Consider the following 26,842-nt stretch of genomic DNA (forward strand, 5'->3'; position numbering starts at 1 on the left):
CAGAAGTGAAACGCCGTAGCGCCGATGGTAGTGTGGGGTCTCCCCATGTGAGAGTAGGGAACTGCCAGGCATCAAACAAGTGAAGAGGCCATCCGAAAGGATGGCCTTTTTGCGTTTCTGCGCTGCACAAACAGATCCCCCAACGCCCTGCTTATACGGTAAACTACCTGCGTTTTTGCATCAGGATAGCGTCTATGAACCACTCCCTTAAGCCCTGGAATACCTTTGGCATTCAACGCAATGCTAATCAAATTGTACGTGCCGATACTGCACAGCAGCTGCTGGATGCATGGCAAAGCGCAACAGAAAATAACGAACCCGTACTGATTTTGGGCGAAGGAAGTAATGTCCTGTTTCTCGAGGATTTTGCGGGAACGGTGATTATTAACCGCATCATGGGAATTGATGTGGAAGAGCATGCCGATAGCTGGCATCTGCACGTGGGTGCCGGAGAAAACTGGCATCACCTGGTGCAATTTACCCTCGAAAAAGAGATTCCGGGTCTGGAAAACCTTGCGCTTATTCCAGGCTGCGCCGGCTCGTCACCCATTCAAAACATCGGCGCCTACGGCATCGAACTGAAGCACGTCTGTGGCTATGTCGACTGCATCGAACTGGCGACCGGAACGGCCAAGCGTTTAACGGCAGAACAGTGCCGTTTTGGCTATCGTGACAGTATCTTCAAGCATGAATATCAGGATCGCTACGTGATTGTCGCCGTGGGCCTGCGTCTGTTGAAGAACTGGCAGCCCGTATTGACCTACGGGGATTTAACGCGTCTCGATCCGGCTACCGTTACCGCACGCGACGTTTTTGACTCGGTTTGCCATATGCGGATGACCAAGCTTCCCGATCCCAAAGTTAACGGAAATGCAGGAAGCTTCTTCAAAAACCCGGTGATCGGCGGCGAAAATGCCCGACGTTTTCTGGAGGAGTGGCCAACCGCGCCACATTACCCTCAGGCGGATGGCAGCGTGAAGCTGGCAGCAGGATGGCTTATCGATCAATGCCAGCTAAAAGGCACTTCAGTCGGCGGGGCAGCCGTTCACCGACAGCAGGCTCTGGTGCTGATTAACCAGCGCGATGCAACCAGCGACGATGTGGTACAGCTGGCTCATTATGTTCGCCAGCGTGTGGGCGAAAAATTTAACGTCTGGCTGGAGCCAGAAGTCCGCTTCATTGGTCGCACAGGTGAAGTCAACGCCGTGGAGACTATCGCATGAAGGACAATACGGTCCCGTTAACCCTGATTGGTATCCTGGCGGATGGTGAATTTCATTCCGGCGAGCAGCTGGGTGAACAGCTTGGCATGAGCCGCGCCGCCATTAATAAACATATCCAGACGCTTCGCGACTGGGGGGTTGATGTGTTCACGGTTCCCGGAAAAGGGTACAGCCTGCCGGAGCCGATACAATTATTGAATGAAGACACGATCCGCAGCCAGATTGGACACGGTAATGTGGCGGTGCTGCCGGTGATTGATTCGACGAACCAGTATCTGCTGGATCGTCTGCCTGAGCTGAAATCCGGCGATGCCTGCGTTGCTGAGTATCAGCAGGCCGGTCGCGGTCGTCGTGGCCGCAAGTGGTTTTCCCCCTTTGGTGCCAACCTCTATCTGTCTATGTACTGGCGACTCGATCAGGGCCCGGCCGCTGCCATTGGCCTGAGTCTGGTCATCGGTATCGTTATGGCGGAGGTGCTTCACGATCTGGGGGCGGATCAAGTGCGTGTTAAATGGCCTAACGATCTGTACCTCAACGATCGTAAACTTGCCGGCATTCTGGTGGAACTGACGGGCAAAACGGGCGATGCGGCGCAAATCGTCATTGGCGCGGGCCTCAATATGGTGATGCGCAATGTCCAGAATGATGTGGTGAATCAGGCCTGGACTAACCTCCAGGAGGCGGGGATCGTCATCGATCGTAACACCCTTGCCGTACGTATGATTAAAGAGCTGCGCAGCTCGCTCACGCTTTTTGAGCAGGAAGGGCTGGCACCGTTCCTGTCTCGTTGGGAAAAACTGGATAACTTCATCAACCGCCCGGTGAAATTGCTGATTGGGGATAAAGAGATCTACGGCACTTCCCGCGGTATTGACGCTCAGGGCGCGCTGCTCCTGGAGCAAGATGGCGTGATCAAACCCTGGATGGGCGGTGAGATTTCCCTGCGGAGTGCCGAATAACCGGATGGAGTGAATGATGCGAAAAACCGTCTGCGCGACGCTGGCCGTCATGATGAGCGTGTTGTTCTCACCCCTCTCTCAGGCGGGTCAGGCCTGGGAGAGTTATAAGGCACGCTTTTTCAAACCGGAAGGCCGCATTGTCGATACCGGCAATGGCGGCGTGTCGCATACGGAAGGTCAGGGATTTGCCATGCTGATGGCAGTGGCCAACGACGATAAGGCCACGTTCGATAAGCTCTGGCAATGGACAAACCGTGAACTGAAGAACAAAGAGAACGGTCTGTTTTACTGGCGCTATAACCCCGCAGAGTCCAACCCGGTCGCTGACAAAAACAATGCCGCCGATGGCGATGTGCTGATTGCCTGGGCGCTGCTTAAAGCCGATGCCCGCTGGCACGAAAAACGCTACGGTGCCGCATCGGATGCCATTACAAAAGCGCTGGTTGCCCATAGCGTCATCCGCTATGCGGGTTACCGCGTGATGCTGCCCGGCGTCCAGGGATTTAAGCTTGACGGTGAAGCGATCCTTAACCCTTCCTACTTCGTGTTTCCGGCCTGGCAGGCCTTCGCCGGACGCAGTCATTTACCGGTCTGGCGCGATTTGATTAAGGACGGGAAGCGCCTGCTGGGAAAAATGGGCTCGGGTAAAGCGGATCTGCCCGCTGACTGGGTCTCGCTGGCATCAGATGGCAAGCTGGAACCTGCCAAAAGCTGGCCGCCGCGGATGAGCTATGACGCGATTCGTATTCCGCTGTACCTTGCCTGGTCTGATAAGCAAAGCCCGCTCCTGGCGCCGTGGAAAGCCTGGTTTGGTCAGTTCCCCCGGGAACAAACGCCCGCCTGGGTTAACGTCATGACCAACGAATATGCGCCCTACATGATGGAAGGCGGGCTGTTGGCTGTACGCGATTTAACGATGGGACAGTCTTCCGGAGAACCCGAAATTACCTCTAAAGACGACTACTATTCGGCAAGTCTGAAAATGCTGGCGTGGATTTCGGCGCAATAACAACGCACTGACTATCCCCTCTCCCTAATGGGGAGAGGGTTAGGGGTAAATCAGTTACTGCGGATACGGTACCCAATCCCCGCCGTTCAGGCGAACGTACGGTTTGTTCTGATACTGAATGACGACCGCGTTGGCGTTCTCAGAGACTTCTGCCGTTTGCGGCAGGTTGCTGGTGAGCTGATCCCAGTTCACGCTATCTTCCACAAACAGCTTCCCGTCAACGGCACGGGCAACCAGTTCAGAGATCGCCAGATAGCTGGTCGGCTGGGTGATTTCAATCGGTGCGCCCTGATGGGGTGCTTTCATACCAAAGAATTTAATGCCAGCAGGCACGTTGGTGATGGATGGGCTTGGGATATCACGCAGACCCGACACCTGCATTCTGTCGCCTTTCAGCGCGCCGCCGTGCTCAGGTACCACAACCACCATCACTTTACGGCCTGATTTTTCCAGCTCCGTGAAGAACGCGTCCAGCTCGTCGAAGAACTTCTGCGCACGCACTTTATAATCTGCCGTTTTGCTCACGCCCGGGAAATGGTTACCGTCGTGGAGCGGCAGGGTGTTAAAGAAGGTCGCACTGCGCGGATTACTGTCTTTCTCGATGGTCTGAAGCCAGCGCTGCAGCACGGCGGTATCGTCATAAACCGGCGAGCCGTCGAAGCCCAGCAGAGTAACGGGAAGACCAGTTTGATCCATCAACGGTGCCTGCATACCACCCTGTTCACGCACCTCTTTCAGGAAGTTACCGAACTGGCCGTTATGTCCCAGCATCAGATGCTGCGTAAAGCCCAGTTTGGCGAGGTTATCAAACAGATAACACTGATTGCCGGCAGGCTGATACAGATTCTTATGCGATGCCTGACCGCAGCTTGCACGCAGCAGGCGGATTGCTGCCGGGCCGCTGTACGAGGTGGCAGAGTTAAAATCTTTAAACTGAATGTCGAAATGCGACCACAGCGGATGGGACATCAAACCGGCTGCATCCACGTCGGCCCATGAGAGAGAGCAGATGTTGATCACCAGCAATTCAAACGGCTGAGCATCCGCCGGCAGCTCGTCCGGGAATTTAGTCTGTCGCTTGTCTTCCGCAGTGTAGAAGCTGGAGAGCCAGGCGTTCAGATTTGTGGAGGTCGGCGGTGCGGTCTGGGTTGGGATATCGCCCACTACAGGCGTATCGCCGGCCGTGGTAACGGTTGCTGCTGCGCTTCCCCCTGTGGTGGTCACCGTGGTGGTCGGTTGACCAGCAGGCCACAGCGAAAAGCCCGGACCAGCCAGCGTCAGCACGTTCAGCCAGATCATAATCGCGACGACAAACACCGTGATGCGGATCCACTGTGACAGGAACAGCCAGGCTACCAGCAGCACAAATACCGCGCCAATCATCTGCCAGTTAATAAACCGCTCGGTCAGATCGAGGACATAGCCGGCGCTAAAGCCTGCCACCTGCGACCCCTGGCTCATAATGCTGTCCGGCCCCGGTAACCAGGTATCATGCCAGAACAGCGCAAAGCCGACAGGGATGGCTATCCAGTGACGCAAGCGATGCAGCTTGATGTTCGGCAGGGGCATCAGCAGGAAGGCCATAAACACCAGGTTGAGAAGGGGATGGAAATTCAGATAGCCTGCCCACAGCAGACCAAACTTCACCAGAAAGTAGAAGTTCCAGCCGGAAAGGCCGCGCCAGTATTGCCAGAGCGGCGAGGGTGACGAAGCGGTATAGGTAGAATTAGTCATGTTTTCGGTCTGCCTTGACGTGTGATGCCCGTGTCAGTGTTCCGGCTGGTTTTACATAGCGAGGTTTTATAAACAGCACTCTGGCCGTATCACGGATACGACGTATGGAATGGCGTGCATAGTAGCCAAGCGGGAAAAAAATCAGCGCACAGAATATAACCAGTTGGATGATATCGCTGATATTCATGATGGTGCGTTCTCCGCGTTGTCCGTTAATAAGCGAAGGGGCTCCGGAACCCGGCGCCAGATATGGCCATCATGTCTGGCATTGAGGATCGGTTTCGCATCGCTCTTAATTGCGAGCGGTTTAGCCCATTGTTCAGGCTGGAGCGCACGCATCTGTACCAGCTCCGCGCTGATCGTATTATCTTCGAACCAAATCATACGGTTCGAGAAAATATCCCCGGTAGGCAGGGGGAAGATATGGTTTAGCGCCGTATCGAGATCGTTTACCCGGCAGAAGGACAAAAACAGTACCAGGCGATTGTCGCCAATGGTCATGATATCTCCCGTACGGTTGGGGCGACACAAGGTGAGCGCCTGTTCAACGCGGATACCCGGTACAGGACGCAGGGCAACCATAACCCCTTTTCCGTCTGCAGGAAGAAGCGTATTGCTCATCATATTGCCGACGGCGTCGCAGAAGGTATCCCATTTTTGATATCCACGCAGCTTCATCGGCTGCGTCATAGAGAGCAGTGTGGAAATGTCTTCCGGTACATGGCGGCTAAACTGCTGGCCCTGAACGCTTTCGATCAGCGTCAGGCAGCGTGACAGCGGCGCATTCCACGGAATAACCATATTTGCCCCGCAGCCAAGAAGCAGGCGCTCATCGGTGGCGCGCAGGCTGGTATTGTTTTCGCGCACGATGATTTTTAACGCGCTTCCGCGCTGGCGGCGCAGGGTGTGGATTTGCCTTGCCAGCGTCTCAATCTGGTTATTCTGCATCAATGAGAAAATAAGGGTCGCCGCCTGGGTTATGCGGGCTTCGTGGAAAAGGTCTTCGTTAGATTCAAACAGCGACCAGTTTTCCGACAGGGCCGGTGCCCCCTCTAAAACCGCGATATGGCTCAGGATACGTTTTTCATCACTGCGCGGTTGCACCACGGTTTCTTCCTGCTGTGCCAGGTGCCACTTACCCTCGATATGTTTCAGCGTAAGTTGTTGTCTGGCGCTCACGCCTTTTTCATTACACCAGAATGCAATATCGTAGAGATAGCTGCCCACCTGGTCACGAACGCTTGCCAGACCGAACAGAGAACGATATTCACCCATTAAAAGTGAGAACAACTTGTCATTATTACTGCCGGGATTGACTATCAGTAGCGTGCAATTTTGAAATTTTGCCCATTTATTGATTTTTTCCAGCCAGGGCAGCAGTTTTTCAGCAGGGATATTTTGCAGGACGTTATTTGCACATTTAAGAATTACTAAATAGTGATCCGGATCAATAGTGCACTGAACGTCGCGGGACAAAAAGTATAGACTATCGGCTTCCGATGTCATGGAAAATAATCGCACCGTCTGAGGGCCGCGATCGTTTTCCAGCGTGATAATTTTCTTCGGATCTTCGCCCATGCTAATGACAGCCACGCGGGAATCCTTATCCTGGGCAGCAATTGTCTGGTTTACCAGACTGATAGCATCTTCATTACGGTCCGTATTAATCCACCAGACTCCTCCGACTGGCATGTGGCTCAATTCGTCCCATAATGACTGGATGCCAATAGAAAATATGGAGTCCACGGTGTCCCTCTTTTCGTCTAATTTATCTGTATCTCAGTTTACTAGCGAAAGCGTAGAAATAAACCTAACATTGAAATTAAAGAACATCAGATTTAGCATGTAAATGAAATTTCATAGGGCAGGATGCCTCGCTACTTCTGAACTGGCGATTTTACGCAAAGGGATGGAAAAAGAATGGATAATAACGAACCCGGAACCCCAGTCGACTCGACCCTGGGTTACACATTCCAAAACGATTTTCTGGCGCTGACGCAGGCCTTTTCTTTACCTGAAATAGATTACACCGATATTTCCCAGCGGGAACAGTTGGCTGCGGCTATTAAACGCTGGCCGTTATTAGCTGAATTCGCCCATCAACAATAAGGGAGCCATTGATGGCCATACTCGGATTACAGGGTGTCCGTGGGGGTGTGGGTACCACATCTGTTACCGCGGCGCTGGCGTGGTCATTACAGCTTTTAGGTGAATCGGTGCTGGTTATTGACGCCTGCGCCGATAATTTGCTGCGTATGTCGTTTAACGTCGACTTTACTCGCGAAGAGGGCTGGGCCCGCGCGCTGCTTGACGATAAAGACTGGCAGGATGCAGGTATGCGCTATACCTCCCTTCTTGACCTGCTGCCGTTTGGTCAACTGACCACCCACTACGGAACGCGAGAATGAAGCCGCGTACCAGCGCCTGTTTTCACAGTTCACGCTGGCGCTGCAGAGCCTGAAGGAAAAGGGGCACTACAAGTGGATCCTGCTGGATCTGCCGCACGGTGCCGGCACGCTGACCCGACAGCTTATCGCCCAGTGCGATCATGTCCTCTCGATCGTTAACGTCGATGCGAACTGCCATATCCGCCTGCACCAGCAGGGACTGCCTCAAAATGGCCATATCCTGATTAACGATTTGCGCATTGGCAGCCAGATCCAGGACGATCTCTATCAGGTCTGGCTGCAAAGCCAGCGCCGCCTGCTTCCGATTGTCATCCATCGTGATGAGGGAATGGCGGAATGCCTTGCGTCTAAGCAACCGCTCGGTGAATACCGCAGCGATTCACTGGCGGCAGAAGAGATCCTGACGCTGGCTAACTGGTGTCTGCTGAACTTCGCCAACAGGGCGGAGCATGCAGGGAGTGCTGTATGAGTCGTCTCGCCAGCTGGTTACTCATCCCACCGGTCAGTTCGCGTTTGAGCGAACATTACCGGCATTTTCGCCGTCACGGTGCGTCGGCATTTAGCGCCGCGCTCGGCTGTTTCTGGATGATTCTGGCCTGGATGTTTATACCGCTTGAACACCCGCGCTGGCAGCGCATACGTGCCCGGCACAGCGAGCTATATCCGCACATTAATCCTGACCGGCCGCGTCCACTGGATCCGGCGCGCTATCTCATTCAGGCCATCTGGCTGGTGGCAACCTCCTCCCGCGCGGAGACAAAAACGCCGCACTGGCGGAGCTTCTCCCGCGTGCAGCAGTTACGTGAACGCTATCATCAGTGGCTGGACAGACTGCCCGACAGCGTAAGCGATAAGACCAGCCATCTGGATAACCATAAAGAGCTCGGGCATCTCCACCCGGGCCTGCGGCGTTTTATCCTCGGCGTAATCGTCGTGTTCTCGCTCATTCTGGCGCTGGTCTGTATTACGCAGCCTTTCAACCCTCTGGCGCAGTTCACTTTCCTGATCCTGCTGTGGGGCGTGGCGCTACTGGTGCGCCGAATTCCGGGCCGCTTCTCGGCGCTGATGCTGATCGTGTTGTCGCTGACCGTCTCCTGCCGCTACATCTGGTGGCGTTATACCTCGACGCTGAACTGGGACGACCCGGTGAGTCTGGTGTGCGGCCTGGTGCTGCTGTTTGCTGAAACCTATGCCTGGATTGTGCTGGTGCTGGGCTATTTCCAGGTTATTTGGCCGCTCAACCGCCAGCCGGTTCCGCTGCCAAAGGACACCACCCAGTGGCCAACCGTCGATCTCTTCGTGCCGACCTACAACGAAGACCTGAGCGTGGTGAAGAACACCATCTATGCCGCGCTGGGCATCGACTGGCCGAAAGACAAGCTCAAAGTCTGGATCCTGGATGACGGCAACCGCCCGGCGTTCCGCCAGTTCGCGGAGGAGGTTGGCGTCGAGTACATCTCCCGTCCGACGCACGAACACGCTAAGGCGGGGAACATCAACAACGCGTTGAAGTATGCCACCGGGGAGTTTGTCTCGATTTTTGACTGCGACCACGTGCCGACGCGCTCGTTCCTGCAGATGACCATGGGCTGGTTCCTGAAGGAGAAAGAGCTGGCGATGATGCAGACGCCGCACCACTTCTTCTCGCCGGACCCGTTTGAACGTAACCTTGGCCGCTTCCGCAAAACTCCGAACGAAGGCACGCTGTTCTATGGGCTGGTACAGGACGGAAATGACATGTGGGACGCCACCTTCTTCTGCGGCTCATGCGCCGTTATACGCCGTAAGCCGCTGGATGAAATTGGCGGTATCGCCGTCGAAACGGTCACTGAAGATGCGCACACCTCTCTGCGCCTGCACCGTCGTGGCTATACCTCTGCCTATATGCGTATCCCGCAGGCAGCCGGTCTGGCAACCGAGTCACTGTCGGCGCACATTGGTCAGCGTATTCGCTGGGCGCGCGGCATGGTGCAGATCTTCCGTCTTGATAACCCACTGATCGGGAAAGGACTCAAGCTGGCGCAGCGTCTTTGCTACGTCAATGCCATGTTCCACTTCTTGTCCGGCATTCCGCGGCTGATCTTCCTGACCGCGCCGCTGGCGTTCCTGCTTCTTCATGCTTATATCATCTACGCTCCCGCGCTGATGATTGCGCTGTTTGTTCTGCCGCACATGATCCACGCGAGCCTGACGAACTCGAAGATACAGGGTAAATACCGCCACTCCTTCTGGAGTGAAATCTACGAAACGGTGCTGGCCTGGTACATCGCGCCGCCGACGATGGTGGCGCTGATTAACCCGCATAAAGGGAAATTCAACGTCACCGCGAAGGGCGGGCTGGTGGAGGAGGAGTACGTCGACTGGGTGATCTCCCGGCCGTATATCTTCCTGGTGCTGCTGAATATCGTGGGCGTCATTGCGGGTATCTGGCGCTACTTCTACGGCCCCGAAAACGAAATCCTGACCGTCTTCGTCAGTATGGCCTGGGTCTTCTACAACCTGATTATCCTCGGCGGCGCGGTGGCGGTGTCGGTGGAGAGCAAACAGGTTCGTCGCGCGCATCGCGTGGAAATCTGCATGCCAGCGGCGATCGCCCGTGAAGATGGCCATCTCTTCTCCTGTACCGTGCACGACTTCTCTGACGGCGGTCTGGGGATCAAAATCAACGGCCAGGCAAAGGTGCTGGAAGGGCAAAAAGTTAACCTGCTGCTTAAGCGCGGCCAGCAGGAGTATGTCTTCCCGACGCAGGTCGTTCGCGTGGTGGGCAATGAAGTCGGCCTGCAGCTGATGCCGTTGACCAAAAAGCAACATATCGATTTTGTGCAGTGTACGTTTGCCCGCGCGGATACGTGGGCTCTCTGGCAGGACAGCTTCCCGGAGGATAAGCCTCTGGAAAGCCTGCTGGATATTCTGAAGCTGGGGTTCCGTGGCTATCGTCACCTTGCAGAATTTGCCCCGTCGTCGGTGAAATTAATTTTCCGGTCACTTACTTCGCTGGTTTCCTGGGTCGTGTCGTTCATTCCTCGTCGTCCTGAGCGGGATGAGGCGAAGCAGGCGGACCCGGTTATGGCTCAACAATGATGATAACGCGATGAAAACAAAACTTTCCTGGTTATGTGCAGTGGCAATGGGGATGAATGCGATCCCCGCAACAATGGCTAACGCAGCCCCGGGTAACGCAGCGGCAACGCCTGCGCCAACCGTACCTGTCGTCGCGCAAGCAACCGATCCGGTTGTCACCGCGGCACCGGGTCAAACTGAAAACATCATGCCGAACCAGCCAACGGAGGGGAACACCCTGCCGGCAGACGGCCAGGTCATCGGGCAGGTGATGCCGGGCGTCCGGGGGGCGAATGCGCCCGTCGTTGCGGACAATGCGCCGTCGCGTGACGTGAAGCTGACCTTCGCGCAAATTGCGCCGCCTCCGGGCAGCATGGTGCTGCGCGGCATCAACCCTAACGGCGGCATTGAATTTGGCATGCGCAGCGACGAGGTCGTCTCTAATGCGGTGCTGAATCTCGAATACACGCCGTCGCCGTCGCTGCTGCCGACCCAGTCTCAGCTGAAGGTCTATCTGAATGACGAGCTGATGGACGTTCTGCCGGTCACGAAAGAGCAGCTCGGCAAGAAAACGCAGGCGCAGGTGCCGATCAACCCGCTGTTCATCACCGACTTTAACCGTATCCGCCTGGAGTTTGTCGGCCACTACCGCGATGTCTGCGAAAACCCGGCCAGCAACACGCTGTGGATGGACGTCGGGCGTAACTCCTCGCTGCAGATGACCTACCAGTCGCTGGCGCTGAAAAACGATCTCTCGGCCTTCCCGGTTCCGTTCTTCGATCCGCGTGATAACCGTCCGCTCACGCTGCCGATGGTGTTCGCATCGTCCCCGGACGTGACCGAGCAGCTGGCGGCCACCATTGTGGCCTCCTGGTTTGGTTCACGCGCGGGCTGGCGCGGCCAGAGCTTCCCGGCGATGTATGACAAACTGCCGGACAGAAATGCCATTGTGTTTGCCACCAATGCGAAACGTCCGGCCTTCCTGCGCGATCATCCGGACGTCAACGCGCCGACCGTTGAGATGATAAGCCACCCGGAAAACCCGTACGTGAAGCTGCTGGTGGTCTTTGGTCGTGATGATAAAGATCTGGTGCAGGCAGCAAAAGCCATTGCCCAGGGCAACGTCCTTTTCCGCGGCAACAGCGTCGTGATAGATGAGGTCAAACCGCTGCTGGCGCGTAAACCTTATGATGCGCCAAACTGGGTGCGTACCGACCGTGCGGTCACCTTTGGCGAGCTGAAAACCTATGAAGAACAGCTGCAGGCGACGGGGCTTGAGCCAGCGCCGATTAGCCTGTCGCTGAATCTGCCGCCGGATCTGTACCTGCTGCGTACCAACGGCATTGATATCAATCTGAACTACCGCTATACCGCGCCAGCCACCAAAGACAGCTCGCGTATGGATATCAGCCTGAACAACCAGTTCCTGCAATCCTTCAGCCTGCAAAGCACGCAGGATACGAACCGCCTGATGCTTCGCCTGCCGGTGCTGCAGGGGTTGCTGGACGGTAAAACGGATGTTTCTATTCCGGCACTGAAGCTGGGTGCGATAAACCAGCTGCGCTTTGATTTCCAGTACATGAACCCGATGCCTGGCGGCTCGGCGGAAAACTGCATCACCTTCCAGCCGGTGCAGAACCACGTGGTGATTGGCGATGAGTCGACCATCGACTTCTCGAAGTACTATCACTTCCTGGCGATGCCGGACCTGCGCGCCTTTGCTAACGCGGGCTTCCCGTTCAGCCGTATGGCCGATCTCTCTGAGTCCATTGTGGTAATGCCAAAAGCGCCAAACGAAGGTCAGGTTACGACCCTGCTCGACACCATGGCGACCGTTGGAGGACAAACAGGATTACCGGCCATTAACGTCACGCTGACGGACGATGGCAGCCAGATTCAGAACAAAGATGCTGACATCATGGTGATCGGGACCATTCCGGATAAGCTGAAGGATGACAAACGTATCGATCTGCTGGTGAAAGCGGCTCAGTCCTGGGTCAATACGCCGCTGCGACAGACCGAGTTCCCGAGCATTATGCCGGATGTGAACGATCGTCAGGCCAGCGCGCAGACGACGGTAACGTCTCAGGGGGCGATGGCCGCGGTGGTGGGCTTCCAGTCGCCTTACAACGAACAGCGCAGCGTGGTGGCTCTCCTCGCGGACAGCCCGCGCGGGTATGAACTGCTCAATACGGCCATGAACGACAGCGGTAAACGTGCCGCGATGTTTGGTTCCGTGTCGGTGATCCGTGAGTCCGGCGTCAATAGCCTGCGCGTGGGGGATGTGTACTACGTGGGCCATCTGCCGTGGTTCGAACGCCTGTGGTATGCGCTGGCTAACCATCCGGTTCTGCTCGCTATCCTGGCTGCGGTCAGCGTGGTCTTGCTGGCATGGGTGCTGTGGCGTCTGCTGCGAATCATTAGCCGTCGTCGTCTGAACCCGGATGAGTAAGATGTGATGAAAGCCTTTCGCTGGTGTGTATTAGCAGCGGTGATGCTGGCGGCGCTTCCTCTTCGCGCCGCCTGTACCTGGCCTGCCTGGGAGCAGTTTAAAAAGGACTACATCAGTGAAGGCGGGCGCGTCATTGATCCCAGTGACACGCGCAAAATTACGACCTCGGAAGGGCAAAGCTACGCCCTGTTCTTTGCCCTGGCGGCGAACGATCGCAAAGCCTTTGACCTGCTGCTGACGTGGACGCGCGATAATCTCGCCAGCGGCGATCTCAACGCCCATCTGCCTGCCTGGCTATGGGGTCAGAAAGATAAAGACGCCTGGGCGGTGATTGATACCAACTCCGCCTCTGATGCCGATGTCTGGATCGCCTGGTCACTGCTCGAAGCAGGTCGGCTGTGGAAAGATCGGGACTATACCCGCACGGGTAAGGCGCTGCTGAAACGCATTGTCAGCGAGGAAGTGGTCAACGTCCCGGGGCTCGGCGCAATGCTGCTTCCTGGTAGAGTCGGCTTTGCCGATGAGAACGCCTGGCGTTTTAACCCCAGCTATCTTCCTCCGCAGCTAGCGGCTTATTTCACGCGCTTTGGTTCCCCGTGGACCCAGCTTCGTGAAACTAACCTGCGCCTGCTGCTTGAGAGTGCGCCGAAAGGTTTTTCGCCGGACTGGGTGCAGTATCAGAAAAACAAAGGCTGGCGGTTACAGCAGGAGAAAGCGCTGGTGGGCGGCTACGACGCCATCCGCGTGTATCTCTGGGTGGGCATGATGAGTGATAAAGATCCTCAGAAAGCCCGGCTCCTGACGCGCTTCCAGCCGATGGCGGCAAAGACCATGAAACGGGGTGTGCCGCCGGAGAAAGTGGATGTGGCGACGGGGAAACGTATCGGCGACGGCCCGGTCGGGTTCTCTGCCGCTATGCTGCCGTTTTTACAACAACGTGATGCCCAGGCGGTTCAGCGCCAGCGCGTTGCAGACCATTTTCCCGATAACAATGCCTATTACAGCTATGTGCTGACGCTTTTTGGGCAAGGATGGGATCAGCATCGTTTTCGCTTCACCGCAAAAGGTGAATTAATACCGGATTGGGGCCAGGAATGCGCAAGTTCACAGTAAATCTACTCAGTTTATCGCTTGGCCTGGCGCTTATGCCGTGGGCACAGGCCGCCAACTCTCCGCAGCAGAAACAGCTGCTGGAGCAGGTCAGGCTGGGCGAATCGACACAGCGTGAGGATTTGGTTCGTCAGTCGCTCTATCGCCTTGAGCTGATTGACCCCAACAACCCTGACGTCATTGCCGCGCGCTTTCGCTACCTGCTGCGTCAGGGCGATAACGCCGGCGCGCAAAAAGAGCTGGATCGTCTGAAAGGGATCGCCCCGGGTTCGAGCGCTTACCAGTCCTCACGCAACACCATGCTGCTTTCTACTCCGGATGGCCGACAGCAGCTCCAGCAGGCGCGACTGCTCGCCACTACGGGGCACACGCAGGAAGCGATTGCCGCCTATGACAAGCTGTTTGACGGCAACCCGCCGGGTGGCGATGTGGCGACGGAATACTGGAACGTCGTGGCGAAAGATCCAGCTCGCCGCGGTGCGGCCATTAACCAGCTGAAAAAAATTAACAGCAGCAGCCCCGGGAATACGCAGCTGCAGACAACGCTGGCCCTGCTTCTGTTCCAGAGCGGACGACGTGATGAAGGCTTTGCGGTACTGCAGGAGATGGCCAAATCCACCAATGGCCGCGGCCAGGCGTCTGATATGTGGTACGACCAAATCAAAGACCAGCCTGCCAGCAGCGCCAGCGTCAGCGCGCTGCAAAAATATCTGAGCGTATTCAGCGACGGGGATAGCGTCGCTGCGGCGCGTGCCCAGCTTGAAGCGCAGCAAAAACAGCTCGCCGATCCGGCGTTCCGCGCGAAAGCGGAAGGGCTCGCGGCGGTGGACGCCGGGCAGGGCAGTAAGGCGGTGGCCGAGCTGCAAAAAGCCGTCAGCGCCAACCATGCCGACAGTGAAGCGGTGGGTGCCCTGGGGCAGGCGTATTCCCAGAAGGGCGACCGTGCCCGCGCGGTAGCCCAGTTTGAAAAGGCGATTGCCCTCGATCCGCAGAGCGATAACCGGGGTAAATGGGACAGTCTTCTGAAGGTTAACCGCTACTGGCTGCTGATCCAGCAGGGCGATGCGGCGCTGAAGGCGAATAACCCGGCGCAGGCAGAGCGTTACTATCAGCAGGCGCGTAACATCGACAATACCGACAGCTACGCGGTGCTGGGGCTGGGCGACGCCGCCGCGGCGCGTAAAGATAACGACGCGGCGGAGCGTTATTACCGTCAGGCGCTGCGAATGGACAGCGGCAACAGCAACGCGGTTCGCGGCCTGGCCAATATTTACCGCGCGCAGTCCCCGGAGAAAGCCTCGCAGTTTATCCAGTCGCTCTCCGCCAGCCAGCGTCGGAGCATTGATGATATCGAGCGTAGTCTGACCAACGAGCAGCTCTCCGCCCAGGCCGAACAGCTGGAAAATCAGGGGAAATACGCCCAGGCAGCAGAAATCCAGCGTCGTCGTCTGGCGCTCTCTCCCGGCGACGTGTGGATAACCTATCGTCTGTCGCGCGATCTCTACAGCGCGGGTCAGCGCAGCCAGGCAGACACCCTGATGCGTCAGCTTGCCCGCCAGAAACCGTCCGATCCGGATCAGGTCTATGCCAGCGGGCTCTATCTTTCCGGAAACGATCAGGACCGTGCCGCGCTGGCGCATCTGGACACGCTGCCGCGCAGCCAGTGGAACAGCAATATTCAGGAACTTGCCGACCGCCTGCAAAGCAATCAGGTGCTGGAAACCGCCAACCGCCTGCGGGACAGCGGCAAAGAGCAGGAGGCGGAGAATCTTCTTCGCCAGCAGCCAACCTCCACCCGCATCGACCTGACGCTGGCGGACTGGGCACAGCAGCGTGGCGATCTGAACTCCGCGAAAACGACGTACAACGCCGTCCTGCAGCGTGAGCCGCAGAACGAAGACGCGATCCTCGGCCTGACCGAGATTTACAGCGCCCAGGGTAACAAAGATGCCGCGCGCGCGGAGCTGGCGAAGCTGCCCGCCGCGCAGAACGGCCAGCCGCTGTCGCTCAATATGCAGCGCCGCATCGCGATGGCGCAGGCGGGGCTGGGTGATTCCGCCGCGGCAGAACAGACCTTCAGTAAAATCATTCCGCAGGCTAAATCGCAGCCCGGATCAATGGAAAACGCGCTGGTGCTGCGTGATGCCGCGCGTTTCCAGGCGCAGAACGGGCAGCCTCAGCAGGCGCTGGAAACCTATAAAGATGCGATGGTATCGACGGGTATCACCACGACGCGTCCGGCTGATAACGACAGTTTCACCCGTCTGACGCGTAACGATGAAAAAGACGACTGGCTGAAGCGCGGCGTGCGCAGTGATGCCGGTGAGTTGTACCGCCAGCAGGATGTTAACGTCACGCTGCAGCACGATTACTGGGGCTCCAGCGGCACGGGCGGCTATTCCGACTTGAAAGCGCATACCACCATGCTGCAGGTGGATGCGCCGCTCTCTGACGGGCGCATGTTCTTCAGAAGCGATCTGGTCAATATGGACGTCGGGTCATTCGATACCAGGAACGGGACTTACGACCCTAAATGGGGAACCTGCTACGAAACGCCGTGTAGCGGTAACACCCATCAGTCAGACAATGGCGCAAGCGTCGCTGTCGGCTGGCAGAATAAAACCTGGGCGATGGATATTGGCACCACGCCGATGGGCTTTGACGTCGTCGACGTGGTGGGCGGCATCAGCTACAGCAGCGATCTGGGCCCTATCGGCTATACCGTTAACGCCCATCGTCGGCCAATCTCCAGCTCTCTGCTGGCCTTCGGCGGGCAAAAAGACACCAACACCGGCACCACCTGGGGCGGCGTACGCGCGACCGGTGGCGGCGTCAGCATCAGCTATGACAAAGGGGAAGCGAACGGCGTCTGGTCAAGCCTGAACGCGGAAACGCTGACGGGTAAAAATGTTGAGGATAACTGGCGCGTCCGCTGGATGACGGGTTACTACTACAAGCTCATTAATAAAAACAATGAGCGCCTGACGGTCGGCGTCTCCAACATGCTCTGGCACTACGACAAAGACCTGAGCGGTTATACCCTGGGTCAGGGCGGCTATTACAGCCCGCAGGAGTATGTCTCCTTCGCCTTGCCGGTGATCTGGCGTAAGCGCACGGAAAACTGGTCCTGGGAGCTGGGGGGCTCGGTCTCCTGGTCTCACTCCAAAACCAAAGACGAGCTGCGCTACCCGATTCAGAATCTGATCCCGACCGATGAGCCAGACCGCTATACCGACCGGGGCGTGATGGAAACCGGCAGCAGCTCCTCAGGCACGGGTTATACCGCGCGGGCCATTATTGAGCGCCGGGTTACGTCCAACTGGTTTGTTGGCATGGGCGTGGACATTCAGGAAGCGAAAGACTATACCCCAAGCCATGCGCTGATCTATGTGCGCTACTCTGCTGCAGGCTGGCAGGGCGATATGGACTTACCGCCGCAACCGCTCATCCCTTACGCGGACTGGTAATCGGATTTTCCTTAATCCATTTGTAAGTCTCTCTTAACAGCGCAGCAATCGGGTATACTCAGGCGCGCCAGGTTTACACCCTGGCGCGCCCTGCGCTTCGAGTTTTGTGGAGAGTCATTTTGCGTGTCAGCCGTTCCTTAACAATCAAACAGATGGCGATGGTCTCTGCCGTCACCATGCTGTTTGTCCTGCTCTTCTGCGTAATTTTGCTGTTTCATTCCGTACAGCAGAATCGCTATAACACGGCTTCGCAATTAGAAAGTATCGCCCGCTCGGTACGCGGCCCGCTGTCTGCCTCCATCCTGAAAGGGGATATCCCCGAAGCGGAAACCATTCTGAAACGTATTCAGCCGGCCGGTGTTGTGAGCCGGGCGGACGTCGTGCTACCCAATCAGTTTCAGGCGCTGCGGATGAGCTTTATCCCGGAGCGTCCCGTCCCGATGATGGTGATGCGCCTGTTTGAACTGCCGGTGCAAATTTCGCTTCCCGTCTATTCGCTTGAGCGCCCTGCGAATCCACAGCCTCTGGCCTACCTGGTGTTACAGGCAGACTCCTACCGCATGTATAAATTCGTCATGAGTTGGGTGGTTACGTTAGTGACCACTTGCTTACTTATGACGCTTATTCTCAGCGTGGCGCTGACGTGGTGCATTAACCGGTTGATTGTCCATCCCCTGCGCCGTATCGCCCGCGAGCTGAACACGCTTGCGCCGCAGGATCAGATGGGACATCAGCTTGAGCTGCCGCGTCTGCATCATGACGATGAGATCGGCATGCTGGTGCGCAGCTACAACCTCAACCAGCAGCGCATCCAGCGTCAGCAGGATGAGATGAACAGTAGCGCCACCCGTTTTCCGGTATCGGAGCTTCCCAATAAAGCGTTCCTGATGGCGATGCTGGAGCAAACCGTTGAGCGCCAGCAAACCACCGCGCTGATGGTCATTGCCTGTGAAACCCTGCAGGACACGGCTGGCGTGCTTCAGGAGAGCCAGCGAGAGATGCTGCTGCTCACCCTGGTGGAAAAGATCAAATCTGTCCTTGCCCCGCGCATGGTGCTGACCCAGGTCAGCGGTTACGACCTGGTGGTGATTGCCAACGGCGTAAAAGAACCCTGGCATGCGATCACGTTAGGTCAGCAAGTACTCACTGTCATTAATGAGCGGCTGCCGATTCAGGGTATCCAGCTTCGCCCGAGTGCCAGTATCGGGATTGCCATGTTCTATGGCGACCTGACCGCGGAACAGCTTTATCGCCGCGCCTTCTCGGCGGCCTTTACCGCCCGGCGCAAAGGGAAAAACCAAATCCAGTTCTTCGACCCGGCGCAGATGGAAAAGGCGCAGCAGCGCCTGACGGAAGAGAGTGACATCCTGACCGCGCTGGATAACCGCCAGTTTGCCCTCTGGCTGCAGCCGCAGGTGGATCTGCGGACGGGAGAGGTAAAAAGCGCCGAGGCCCTGCTGCGTCTGCAGCAGCCGGATGGCACATGGGAGCTGCCGGAAGGGCTGATTGAGCGCATCGAGTCCTGCGGCCTGATGGTCACCGTCGGCTACTGGGTGCTCGAAGAGTCCTGTCGTCAGCTTGCCGCCTGGCAGGAGCGCGGCATAACGCTGCCGCTGTCGGTCAATTTGTCTGCCATGCAGCTTATGCACCCGACCATGGTTTCTGAGATGCTGGAGCTGATCCATCGTTACCGCATCAAACCGGATACCTTGACCCTGGAAGTGACGGAGAGTCGACGCATTGACGACCCTAATGAGGCGGTCGCGATTCTTAAGCCGCTGCGTAATGCCGGCATTCGCATTGCCCTGGACGATTTTGGCATGGGCTACGCCGGGCTGCGCCAGCTTCAGCACATGAAGACGCTTCCGGTGGATGTACTAAAAATTGACAAAGCGTTTGTCGACGGTCTGCCGGACGACAGCAGCATGGTGCAGGCGATTATCCAGATGGCGCGCAGCCTCAACCTGCATCTTATTGCCGAGGGAATTGAAACCGACGCGCAACGCGCCTGGCTGGCAGAGGCGGGCGTGGAGAGCGGGCAGGGTTTCCTGTTTGCCCCCGCAGTGCCTTCGGATGTCTTTGAAGAACGATACCTTTCTGGTGCTGACAATAACGCAAAAGTGTAATTTTTTTGCTGGCTTGTGCGAGCCAGCTCAAATTTCTTAACATTTGTGTTTCAAATTTGAACTGAGTTTATTTCTGTCCTGTTATGCGGGTGTTATTTTAAAGCCGCAGGTTAACCATAACCTTACAAAGCCTGTGGTTTTTCTTCCCAAGGACACCCTATGAAAACCTCACTCTTCAAAAGTCTTTATTTCCAGGTCCTGACAGCCATCGCCATCGGTATTCTGCTGGGTCACTATTACCCTGAACTGGGCGCGCAAATGAAACCGCTTGGCGACGCGTTCGTTAAGCTCATTAAAATGGTCATCGCGCCGGTGATCTTCTGTACGGTCGTCACGGGCATCGCTGGCATGGAAAGCATGAAGGCGGTTGGCCGTACCGGTGCAGTGGCGCTTCTCTATTTTGAAGTGGTCAGTACCCTTGCGCTGATTATTGGTCTGGTCATCGTTAACGTGGTGCAGCCAGGTGCGGGGATGAACGTCGATCCCTCGACGCTGGATGCCAAAGCGGTTGCGGTCTATGCCGAACAGGCGAAGGATCAGGGCGTGGTGGCCTTCCTGCTGGACGTCATTCCTGGCAGCGTCATTGGCGCGTTCGCCAGCGGAAACATCCTCCAGGTGCTGCTGTTCGCCGTGATGTTTGGCTTCGCCCTGCACCGTCTGGGCAGCAAAGGCCAGCTGATCTTTAACGTGATCGAAAGCTTCTCGCAGGTCATCTTCGGCATCATCAATATGATCATGCGCCTGGCGCCCATCGGTGCCTTCGGTGCGATGGCCTTCACCATCGGTAAGTATGGCGTCGGTACGCTGGTCCAGTTGGGTCAGCTGATTATCTGTTTCTATATCACCTGTATTCTTTTCGTGGTGGTGGTGCTGGGCTCCATCGCCCGCGCGACCGGTTTCAGCATCTTCAAATTTATCCGTTACATCCGCGAAGAGCTGCTGATTGTTCTGGGAACCTCCTCGTCAGAATCGGCGCTGCCGCGCATGCTCGATAAGATGGAGAAACTCGGGTGTCGTAAATCGGTGGTGGGGCTGGTGATCCCGACGGGCTACTCCTTCAACCTGGACGGCACCTCGATATACCTGACGATGGCGGCGGTGTTTATCGCACAGGCCACCAACAGCCATATGGATATTTTCCATCAGATCACCCTGCTGGTGGTGCTCCTGCTCTCCTCTAAAGGCGCGGCGGGCGTAACGGGCAGCGGCTTTATCGTGCTGGCTGCCACTATCTCTGCAGTGGGGCACCTGCCGGTGGCGGGCCTGGCGTTGATTCTCGGTATTGACCGCTTTATGTCAGAGGCGCGTGCGTTAACTAACCTGGTGGGTAACGGCGTGGCAACGGTAGTGGTCGCGAAATGGGTGAAAGAGCTGGATCACAAAAAGCTCGACGATACTCTGAATAATCGTTCAACTGACAGCAAAAATCCTGGCTTATCCTCTTAATCTTGTCACAAATGCCCGTATTCCCTTGTGGGGATGCGGGCTCCTGCGCATAATAACTGTTCATACCTGTCATAATTCGACAAGATTTTTTTTGGGTATATTTCACTTCGGACCGTGACGTTTTGCCGAACGCGCGGTCTAATCGACGTGTTTTCATCGTCATCTTTAAGAGTGAAGCGCGTCGCGAGGCACTCTTTTTTAACCAGGAATGTTGATCAGGGGTTCACATGCAGGGCACAAAAATTCGACTCTTAACCGGCGGTTTGCTGATGATGGCAGCAGCCAGTTATGTGCAGGCAGATGCGCTCCAGCCAGACCCGGCCTGGCAACAAGGGACACTAGCGAACGGTTTTCAGTGGCAGGTGTTAGCCACGCCGCAACGTCCCAGTGACCGTATTGAAATCCGTCTGTCTGTTAATACCGGTTCCCTTACGGAAAGCACTCAGCAAACCGGTTTCAGCCACTTTATTCCCCGGCTGGCGCTCACGCAGAGCGGCAGCCTGCAAGCGGTTCAGGTGCGTTCGCTCTGGCAACAGGCCATCGATCCGAAACGCCCGCTTCCTCCGGCTGTGGTCTCGTATGACTACACCATGTTTAACCTGAGCCTGCCTAATAACCGCAACGATCTGCTTAAAGAAGCCCTGACGTATCTCTCCGATGCCTCCGGCAATCTGGCGATTACGCCGGACACCGTCAACTATGCGTTGAGCAACAGCGACATGGTGGCGACCTGGCCTGGTGATACCAAAGAGGGCTGGTGGCGTTACCGCCTGAAAGGCTCGACGTTGCTGGGACATGACCCTGCCGAGCCGCTAAAACAGCCGGTGGACGCCGAACAGGTGAAATCGTTCTACCAGAAGTGGTACACCCCGGACGCGATGACGCTGATCGTGGTGGGTAACGTGGACAGCCGCGCGGTGGTGGAGCAGATCAACAAAGCGTTTGGCGATCTGAAAGGCAAGCGTGAATCGCCTGCCCCTGTTCCGACACTCTCCCCGCTGCGTGCAGAGCCTGTCAGCATTATGACGGACACCGTGCGTCAGGACCGACTCTCCGTGATGTGGGATAACGCCTGGCAGCCCATCCGTGAGTCCGCGGCGCTGTTGCGCTACTGGCGTGCCGACCTGGCGCGTGAAGCGCTGTTCTGGCACGTTCAGCAGACGCTCAGTAAGAACAACGTGAAGAATATCGGTCTTGGCTTTGACTGCCGCGTGCTGTTCCAGCGTGCGCAATGCGCCATTAACGTTGAATCACCGGGCGATAAGCTGAATGCCAATCTGGGTGTCGTCGCGAAAGAGTTGGCAAAAGTGCGTAAAGAGGGGCTTTCCGAAGAGGAATTCAACGCGCTTGTGGCGCAGAAAAAACTCGAGCTGCAGAAGCTGTTTGCGACCTACGCGCGCGCCGATACCGATATTCTGATCAGCCAGCGTATTCGTTCCCTGCAGAATCAGGTGGTGGATATTGCGCCGGAACAGTACCAGAAGCTCCGTCAGGATTTCCTGAACGGTCTGACCGTCGAAATGCTCAACCAGGATCTCCGTCAGCAGCTGTCGCAGGAGATGGCGTTGATCCTTCTGCAGCCGAAGGGCGAACCGGAATATGACATGAAGGAACTTCAGAAGACCTGGGATTCCATCATGGCGACCGCGCCGCAGCCGACGCAGGCCGCGACGGCTGATGATTTACACCCGGACGCGACGGATATCCCGCAAGGGCAGTAAGACGTAGACTAACCCTCTCCCTGTGGGAGAGGGTTAGGGCATCAGCCCGCACCCTACTTAAACAGGCATCGCCTCACGCGGAATAATCGCCCCGCGATACTGAATCACCGTGCTGGCCGTCAGATGTCCACGCTGTGCCGCCGCTTCCGGCGTTCCGCCCGTCAGGCGTACTGCCAGATAGCCCGCGCTGAATGAATCACCCGCCGCCGTGGTATCAATCACTTTCTCTTTGGCAAGCTTCACCGCCGGGACCTCAATCGTCGCTTCACCCGTAGTCGCGACCAGGCACGACTCCGCACCGCGCTTAATCACCACTTCGCTCACGCCAGCCGCCTGCGTGCGTGCAATCACGTCCTCTACCGGTTTTTCCCCCCAGAGGGCGTCTTCATCGTCGAGCGTCAGGAAGGCGATGTCGGTGCATTGCAGCATCTGCTGATAGACCTGCTGCGTCTCTTCACGGCTGGCCCACAGGCGCGGGCGGTAGTTGTTATCGAAAATGACCTTGCCGCCGTTGGCACGGCATTCGCGCAGCAGCGAGAGCAGCTTTTCACGGCTGGTGGGGCTCAGGATCGCCAGGCTGATCCCGCTCAGATAGAGATAGTCGAAGGTCGCCAGCGCTTCGCAGATGGCCGCGGCATCCTCGCTCTCCAGCCAGAATTTGGCCGCGGCTTCGTTACGCCAGTAATAAAACGTGCGTTCGCCGGTGTCGTCGGTCTCAATGTAATACAAACCCGGCAGGCGGTTTTCCATACGCTGGATCAGCGAGGTATCAATATGTTCACTTTGCCAGGCCTCAAGCATCTGCTGGCTGAAGCTGTCCGTCCCCAGGGCGGTAACGTAGTTCACGGTGAGCGCCTCAGGCGCAACCTGGCGGGCAATATAAACGGAGGTGTTTAACGTATCGCCACCAAATCCGCGGCTCACTTCCGCGCCTTTTTGTGACAGCTCAATCATGCATTCGCCAATCACGGCAATTTTTTTAGACATAATCGTGAACCTGAACAGAAGAATGATCAGCAGTGTGCGCTGAGTGAATTAACAGGTCAACTATATTAAAACAACGTTCCATTATTTTATTTGAGCCAGCGCGTGTTCCTGCGCATTTCTGTCATCTTAATTTCATTTTCCCGGTGAATTGAACATAAAGTTCTCAATTGTCGCGCCGATAATCCTGTGACGAGTCCAGAAAGGCCATCCCAACAACAGGACATCTGAAATGAAGTCAGAGCAGGTTACCCAGCGGCTGAGCACCACGCCTGAGGCAAGTATTGAGAACTTGCAGGAGCATCGCTACTGGCTGCAATGTGAGCGTGCGTATACCTATCAGCCGATATACCGAACAGACGGTCGACTGATGGCCATTGAAATTTTGACCGTCGTGACGCATCCCTCAAACCCTACCCAGCGCATCGCACCGGATCGCTATTTTGCCGAAGTGGCCGTTCGCCAGCGTCTTGACGTGCTGGAAGAGCAGCTCCGTATGCTGGCAACGAAGCAGCCCTTTTTCGAACAGCACGATATCCTCGCTTCTGTGAATGTTGATGGCCCCACTCTGCTGGCGCTGCGTCAGAACGCGAAATTGCAGGCGCTGATCGCCACCCTGCCGTGGGTGCGCTTTGAGCTGGTGGAGCATGTCCGCCTGCCGCAGGACTCCTCGTTTGCCTCCATATGCGAATACGGCCCGCTGTGGCTGGATGACTTTGGCACCGGCATGGCGAACTTTTCGGCTCTGAGTGAAGTGCGTTATGACTACATTAAAGTGGCCCGCGATCTGTTCATTATGCTGCGTCAGACCCCGGAAGGGCGGAACCTGTTTACGCTGTTATTACAGCTGATGAACCGCTATTGCCAGGGCGTGATTGTTGAAGGTGTGGAAACGCTGGAAGAGTGGCGTGATGTGCAAAGCTCGCCTGCCGCGGCGGCGCAAGGCTATTTCCTCTCCCGACCGGTACCCATGGATCGCCTCGATAGCGTGATAACTACCCTCTGATAAGCCCGCTTCCCTTTGTCTGGACTATAGTTTTACAGGACAGGTCATCAGGAAAGGGGATAAAAATGACAAGAACAACCAGGGTGATCTCCTGGACAGCAGGGATTTTCTTGTTGTTGATCGTGGTCGTCGCCATCATTATCGCGACGTTTGACTGGAACCGTCTTAAGCCGACCATCAACCAGAAAGTCTCAACCGAACTGAACCGCCCCTTCGCCATACGCGGTGATTTAGGGGTCGTGTGGGAGCGTCAGAAAGAGGAGCCCGGCTGGCGACGCTGGATCCCGTGGCCACACGTCCACGCCGACGACATCATTCTCGGTAACCCGCCGGATATCCCGGACGTCACCATGATCCACCTGCCGCGCGTTGAGGCCACGCTGGCCCCGCTCGCGCTGCTGACCAAAACGGTCTATCTGCCGTGGATCAAACTTCAGCAGCCCGACGCGCGCCTGATCCGCCTCTCAGAAAAAAACAACAACTGGACGTTTAACCTTGCCAGCGATGGCGAAAAGGATCCGAATGCCCAGCCTTCCTCCTGGTCATTCCGTCTCGACAATATTCTCTTCGATCGCGGGCGGATCGCCATCGACGATAAGGTCAGCAAGGCCGACGTGGAGATCCTGGTCGATCCGCTCGGCAAGCCGCTGCCGTTTAGCGAGGTCACGGGGACGAAAGCCAAAGGTGACACGGCAAGCGTGGGCGACTATGTCTTCGGCCTGACGGCAAAAGGACACTACAACGACCAGCCGCTCAGCGGCAAAGGGAAAATAGGCGGCATGCTGGCGCTCCGGAGCGAAGGCACGCCGTTCCCGGTGCAGGCGGACTTCCGCTCCGGTAACACCCGCGTGGCGTTCGTGGGAACGGTTAACGACCCGATGAACATGGGCGGCGTCGATCTTCAGCTTAAATTTGCCGGTGATTCGCTGGGCGAGCTGTATGAGCTGACCGGCGTGCTGCTGCCGGATACCCCGCCGTTCGAAACGGACGGGCATCTGGTCGCCAAAATCGACAGCGAAAAATCGTCGGTTTTTGACTACCGTGATTTTAACGGCCGCATCGGCGACAGCGATATCCACGGCTCGCTGACCTACACCACCGGAAAACCGAGGCCGAAGCTGGAAGGGGACGTTGAGTCCCGCCAGCTGCGTCTGGCCGATCTCGGCCCGCTGATCGGCGTGGATTCCGGTAAAGGTACGAAGTCAAAAGAGGTGAAAAAGGACATTCAACCTGCGGGAAAAGTGCTGCCTTACGATCGCTTTGAAACCGATAAGTGGAACGTGATGGATGCGGATGTGCGCTTCAAAGGGCGTAAAATTGAGCATGGCAGCACGTTGCCGCTGAGCGATCTCTCGACGCATATCATCCTGAAAAATGCCGATCTGCGCCTGCAGCCGCTGAAGTTTGGCATGGCGGGCGGGACGATTTCCTCCAACATTCACCTGGAAGGCGATAAAAAGCCGATGCAGGGGCGCGCGGAGATTCAGGCGCGCAGGCTTAAGCTGAAAGCGCTGATGCCGAACGTCGAGCTGATGCAGAAGACCCTCGGCGAGATGAACGGCGATGCCGACATCCGCGGCGTGGGGAACTCCGTGGCGGCGCTGCTGGGCAGCGGTAATGGCAACCTGAAGCTGCTGATGAACGACGGGCTGGTGAGCCGCAACCTGATGGAGATCCTGGGGCTGAACGTCGGGAACTACATCATCGGGCAAATCTTCGGTGATGATGAGGTGCGGGTGAACTGCGCGGCGGCCAATCTGGATCTGGTTAACGGCGTGGCGCGTCCGCAGATTTTTGCCTTCGACACGGAAAATGCGGTGATTAACGTGACCGGTACCGCCAGTATGGCGTCCGAACAGCTGGATTTGACCATCGATCCGGAAAGTAAGGGGATCCGTATCATCACCCTGCGCTCGCCGCTGTACGTGCGCGGAACCTTCAAAAATCCGCAGGCGGGCGTGAAGCCCGGACCGCTGATTGCGCGTGGTGCGGTGGCTGCGGCGCTTGCGACGCTGGTTACCCCCGCCGCAGCGCTGCTGGCGTTGATATCGCCGTCAGAGGGCGAGGCGAATCAGTGCCGGACCATTTTGTCACAGATGAAGAAGTAAGGTGCGGCCTGTTTTTGCCGGGTGGCGCT

Annotated in this window: 17 protein-coding genes and 1 pseudogene; 14 read left to right on the forward strand and 4 right to left on the reverse strand. The window is 56.8% G+C overall.

Translation table 11 applies throughout. The features are described 5' to 3' along the window. The first annotated feature begins 194 nt into the window (after positions 1-194). The 3 genes from murB to ACOTXF_RS19190 are packed head-to-tail and all read left to right on the forward strand — an operon-like array spanning position 195 to position 3,191. The gene (gene murB, locus ACOTXF_RS19180; protein ID WP_047746401.1) at positions 195-1,223 is read left to right on the forward strand and encodes a UDP-N-acetylmuramate dehydrogenase; all 1,029 of its coding nucleotides are present in this window, start codon (positions 195-197) and stop codon (positions 1,221-1,223) included. After that, the gene (gene birA, locus ACOTXF_RS19185) at positions 1,220-2,182 is read left to right on the forward strand and encodes a bifunctional biotin--[acetyl-CoA-carboxylase] ligase/biotin operon repressor BirA (RefSeq protein ID WP_008503241.1); all 963 of its coding nucleotides are present in this window, start codon (positions 1,220-1,222) and stop codon (positions 2,180-2,182) included. The genes murB and birA overlap by 4 nt, the downstream gene beginning before the upstream one ends. 16 nt (positions 2,183-2,198) lie before the next feature. Beyond that, entirely contained in the window at positions 2,199-3,191 is a 993-nt protein-coding gene (locus tag ACOTXF_RS19190; RefSeq protein ID WP_047746399.1) for a glycosyl hydrolase family 8, read from the forward strand. A 54-nt stretch (positions 3,192-3,245) separates the two neighbouring features. Here ACOTXF_RS19190 and bcsG read toward each other — a convergent pair whose 3' ends face one another. Genes bcsG through bcsE form a run of 3 tightly spaced genes read right to left on the reverse strand, consistent with a single transcriptional unit; the run spans position 3,246 to position 6,671 of the window. Further along, positions 3,246-4,925 carry a cellulose biosynthesis protein BcsG gene (gene bcsG, locus ACOTXF_RS19195; RefSeq protein WP_421635292.1) on the reverse strand — a complete coding sequence of 560 codons (1,680 nt, stop codon included), beginning with the start codon at positions 4,923-4,925 and terminating at the stop codon, positions 3,246-3,248. Beyond that, the gene (bcsF, locus tag ACOTXF_RS19200) at positions 4,918-5,115 is read right to left on the reverse strand and encodes a cellulose biosynthesis protein BcsF (protein ID WP_024908822.1); all 198 of its coding nucleotides are present in this window, start codon (positions 5,113-5,115) and stop codon (positions 4,918-4,920) included. Before bcsF ends, bcsG begins: the two co-directional genes overlap by 8 nt. After that, on the reverse strand, positions 5,109-6,671 hold the full coding sequence (gene bcsE, locus ACOTXF_RS19205; protein ID WP_048963149.1) for a cellulose biosynthesis c-di-GMP-binding protein BcsE: 1,563 nt from the start codon (positions 6,669-6,671) through the stop codon (positions 5,109-5,111). The genes bcsF and bcsE overlap by 7 nt, the downstream gene beginning before the upstream one ends. A 174-nt stretch (positions 6,672-6,845) precedes the next feature. On the opposite strand from bcsE, the gene bcsR reads away from it, so the two are divergent. The 9 genes and pseudogenes from bcsR to ACOTXF_RS19250 all read left to right on the forward strand — a co-directional run bounded on the left by bcsR (position 6,846) and on the right by ACOTXF_RS19250 (position 22,715). Beyond that, complete coding sequence (gene bcsR, locus ACOTXF_RS19210; RefSeq protein ID WP_008503237.1) at positions 6,846-7,034, forward strand: cellulose biosynthesis protein BcsR; 189 nt, start codon at positions 6,846-6,848, stop codon at positions 7,032-7,034. An 11-nt stretch (positions 7,035-7,045) separates the two neighbouring features. Continuing rightward, a pseudogene (bcsQ, locus tag ACOTXF_RS19215) lies at positions 7,046-7,802 on the forward strand (cellulose biosynthesis protein BcsQ). Beyond that, on the forward strand, positions 7,799-10,414 hold the full coding sequence (gene bcsA, locus ACOTXF_RS19220; RefSeq protein WP_232926872.1) for a UDP-forming cellulose synthase catalytic subunit: 2,616 nt from the start codon (positions 7,799-7,801) through the stop codon (positions 10,412-10,414). The pseudogene bcsQ and the gene bcsA overlap by 4 nt, the downstream one beginning before the upstream one ends. 10 nt (positions 10,415-10,424) lie before the next feature. Further along, positions 10,425-12,845, forward strand: coding sequence for a cellulose biosynthesis cyclic di-GMP-binding regulatory protein BcsB (gene bcsB / locus ACOTXF_RS19225; protein ID WP_045353332.1), 2,421 nt, complete (start codon positions 10,425-10,427; stop codon positions 12,843-12,845). Between the two features lie 6 nt (positions 12,846-12,851). After that, a complete protein-coding gene (gene bcsZ, locus ACOTXF_RS19230; protein ID WP_047746392.1) occupies positions 12,852-13,958 on the forward strand; it encodes a cellulose synthase complex periplasmic endoglucanase BcsZ in 1,107 nt (368 codons plus the stop codon). After that, positions 13,940-17,422, forward strand: coding sequence for a cellulose synthase complex outer membrane protein BcsC (gene bcsC, locus ACOTXF_RS19235; RefSeq protein WP_232926875.1), 3,483 nt, complete (start codon positions 13,940-13,942; stop codon positions 17,420-17,422). Before bcsZ ends, bcsC begins: the two co-directional genes overlap by 19 nt. 119 nt (positions 17,423-17,541) lie before the next feature. Beyond that, complete coding sequence (gene hmsP, locus ACOTXF_RS19240) at positions 17,542-19,548, forward strand: biofilm formation regulator HmsP (protein WP_023345069.1); 2,007 nt, start codon at positions 17,542-17,544, stop codon at positions 19,546-19,548. A 159-nt stretch (positions 19,549-19,707) separates the two neighbouring features. Next, positions 19,708-20,994, forward strand: a complete 1,287-nt coding sequence (locus ACOTXF_RS19245; RefSeq protein ID WP_021242141.1) for a dicarboxylate/amino acid:cation symporter — start codon at positions 19,708-19,710, stop codon at positions 20,992-20,994. 227 nt (positions 20,995-21,221) lie between these two features. After that, positions 21,222-22,715, forward strand: a complete 1,494-nt coding sequence (locus tag ACOTXF_RS19250) for a M16 family metallopeptidase (RefSeq protein ID WP_008503229.1) — start codon at positions 21,222-21,224, stop codon at positions 22,713-22,715. 57 nt (positions 22,716-22,772) lie between these two features. Here the strand turns inward: ACOTXF_RS19250 and ACOTXF_RS19255 are convergent, their stop codons facing one another. Further along, positions 22,773-23,702, reverse strand: a complete 930-nt coding sequence (locus ACOTXF_RS19255; RefSeq protein WP_045336755.1) for a sugar kinase — start codon at positions 23,700-23,702, stop codon at positions 22,773-22,775. A 229-nt stretch (positions 23,703-23,931) separates the two neighbouring features. On the opposite strand from ACOTXF_RS19255, the gene pdeH reads away from it, so the two are divergent. Next, complete coding sequence (gene pdeH, locus ACOTXF_RS19260) at positions 23,932-24,705, forward strand: cyclic-guanylate-specific phosphodiesterase (protein WP_048963146.1); 774 nt, start codon at positions 23,932-23,934, stop codon at positions 24,703-24,705. Between the two features lie 65 nt (positions 24,706-24,770). Next, positions 24,771-26,813, forward strand: coding sequence for an AsmA family protein (locus ACOTXF_RS19265; RefSeq protein WP_047746385.1), 2,043 nt, complete (start codon positions 24,771-24,773; stop codon positions 26,811-26,813). Positions 26,814-26,842 lie beyond the last annotated feature (29 nt).

The sequence above is a fragment of the Enterobacter cloacae complex sp. IR53041 genome (genome assembly GCF_049238285.1).
Classification (GTDB): Bacteria; Pseudomonadota; Gammaproteobacteria; order Enterobacterales; family Enterobacteriaceae; genus Enterobacter; species Enterobacter roggenkampii.

Bases quoted from the DNA above. Each gene is read 5' to 3' on its own strand.
- ACOTXF_RS19245 (WP_021242141.1), top strand. From the start codon at position 19,708: ATGAAAACCTCACTCTTCAAAAGTCTTTATTTCCAGGTCCTGACAGCC.
- bcsB (WP_045353332.1), top strand. From the start codon at position 10,425: ATGAAAACAAAACTTTCCTGGTTATGTGCAGTGGCAATGGGGATGAAT.
- pdeH (WP_048963146.1), top strand. From the start codon at position 23,932: ATGAAGTCAGAGCAGGTTACCCAGCGGCTGAGCACCACGCCTGAGGCA.
- ACOTXF_RS19265 (WP_047746385.1), top strand. From the start codon at position 24,771: ATGACAAGAACAACCAGGGTGATCTCCTGGACAGCAGGGATTTTCTTG.
- bcsZ (WP_047746392.1), top strand. From the start codon at position 12,852: ATGAAAGCCTTTCGCTGGTGTGTATTAGCAGCGGTGATGCTGGCGGCG.
- bcsR (WP_008503237.1), top strand. From the start codon at position 6,846: ATGGATAATAACGAACCCGGAACCCCAGTCGACTCGACCCTGGGTTAC.
- birA (WP_008503241.1), top strand. From the start codon at position 1,220: ATGAAGGACAATACGGTCCCGTTAACCCTGATTGGTATCCTGGCGGAT.
- bcsC (WP_232926875.1), top strand. From the start codon at position 13,940: ATGCGCAAGTTCACAGTAAATCTACTCAGTTTATCGCTTGGCCTGGCG.
- bcsG (WP_421635292.1), bottom strand. From the start codon at position 4,925: ATGACTAATTCTACCTATACCGCTTCGTCACCCTCGCCGCTCTGGCAA.
- ACOTXF_RS19190 (WP_047746399.1), top strand. From the start codon at position 2,199: ATGCGAAAAACCGTCTGCGCGACGCTGGCCGTCATGATGAGCGTGTTG.
- bcsA (WP_232926872.1), top strand. From the start codon at position 7,799: ATGAGTCGTCTCGCCAGCTGGTTACTCATCCCACCGGTCAGTTCGCGT.
- murB (WP_047746401.1), top strand. From the start codon at position 195: ATGAACCACTCCCTTAAGCCCTGGAATACCTTTGGCATTCAACGCAAT.
- ACOTXF_RS19255 (WP_045336755.1), bottom strand. From the start codon at position 23,702: ATGTCTAAAAAAATTGCCGTGATTGGCGAATGCATGATTGAGCTGTCA.
- ACOTXF_RS19250 (WP_008503229.1), top strand. From the start codon at position 21,222: ATGCAGGGCACAAAAATTCGACTCTTAACCGGCGGTTTGCTGATGATG.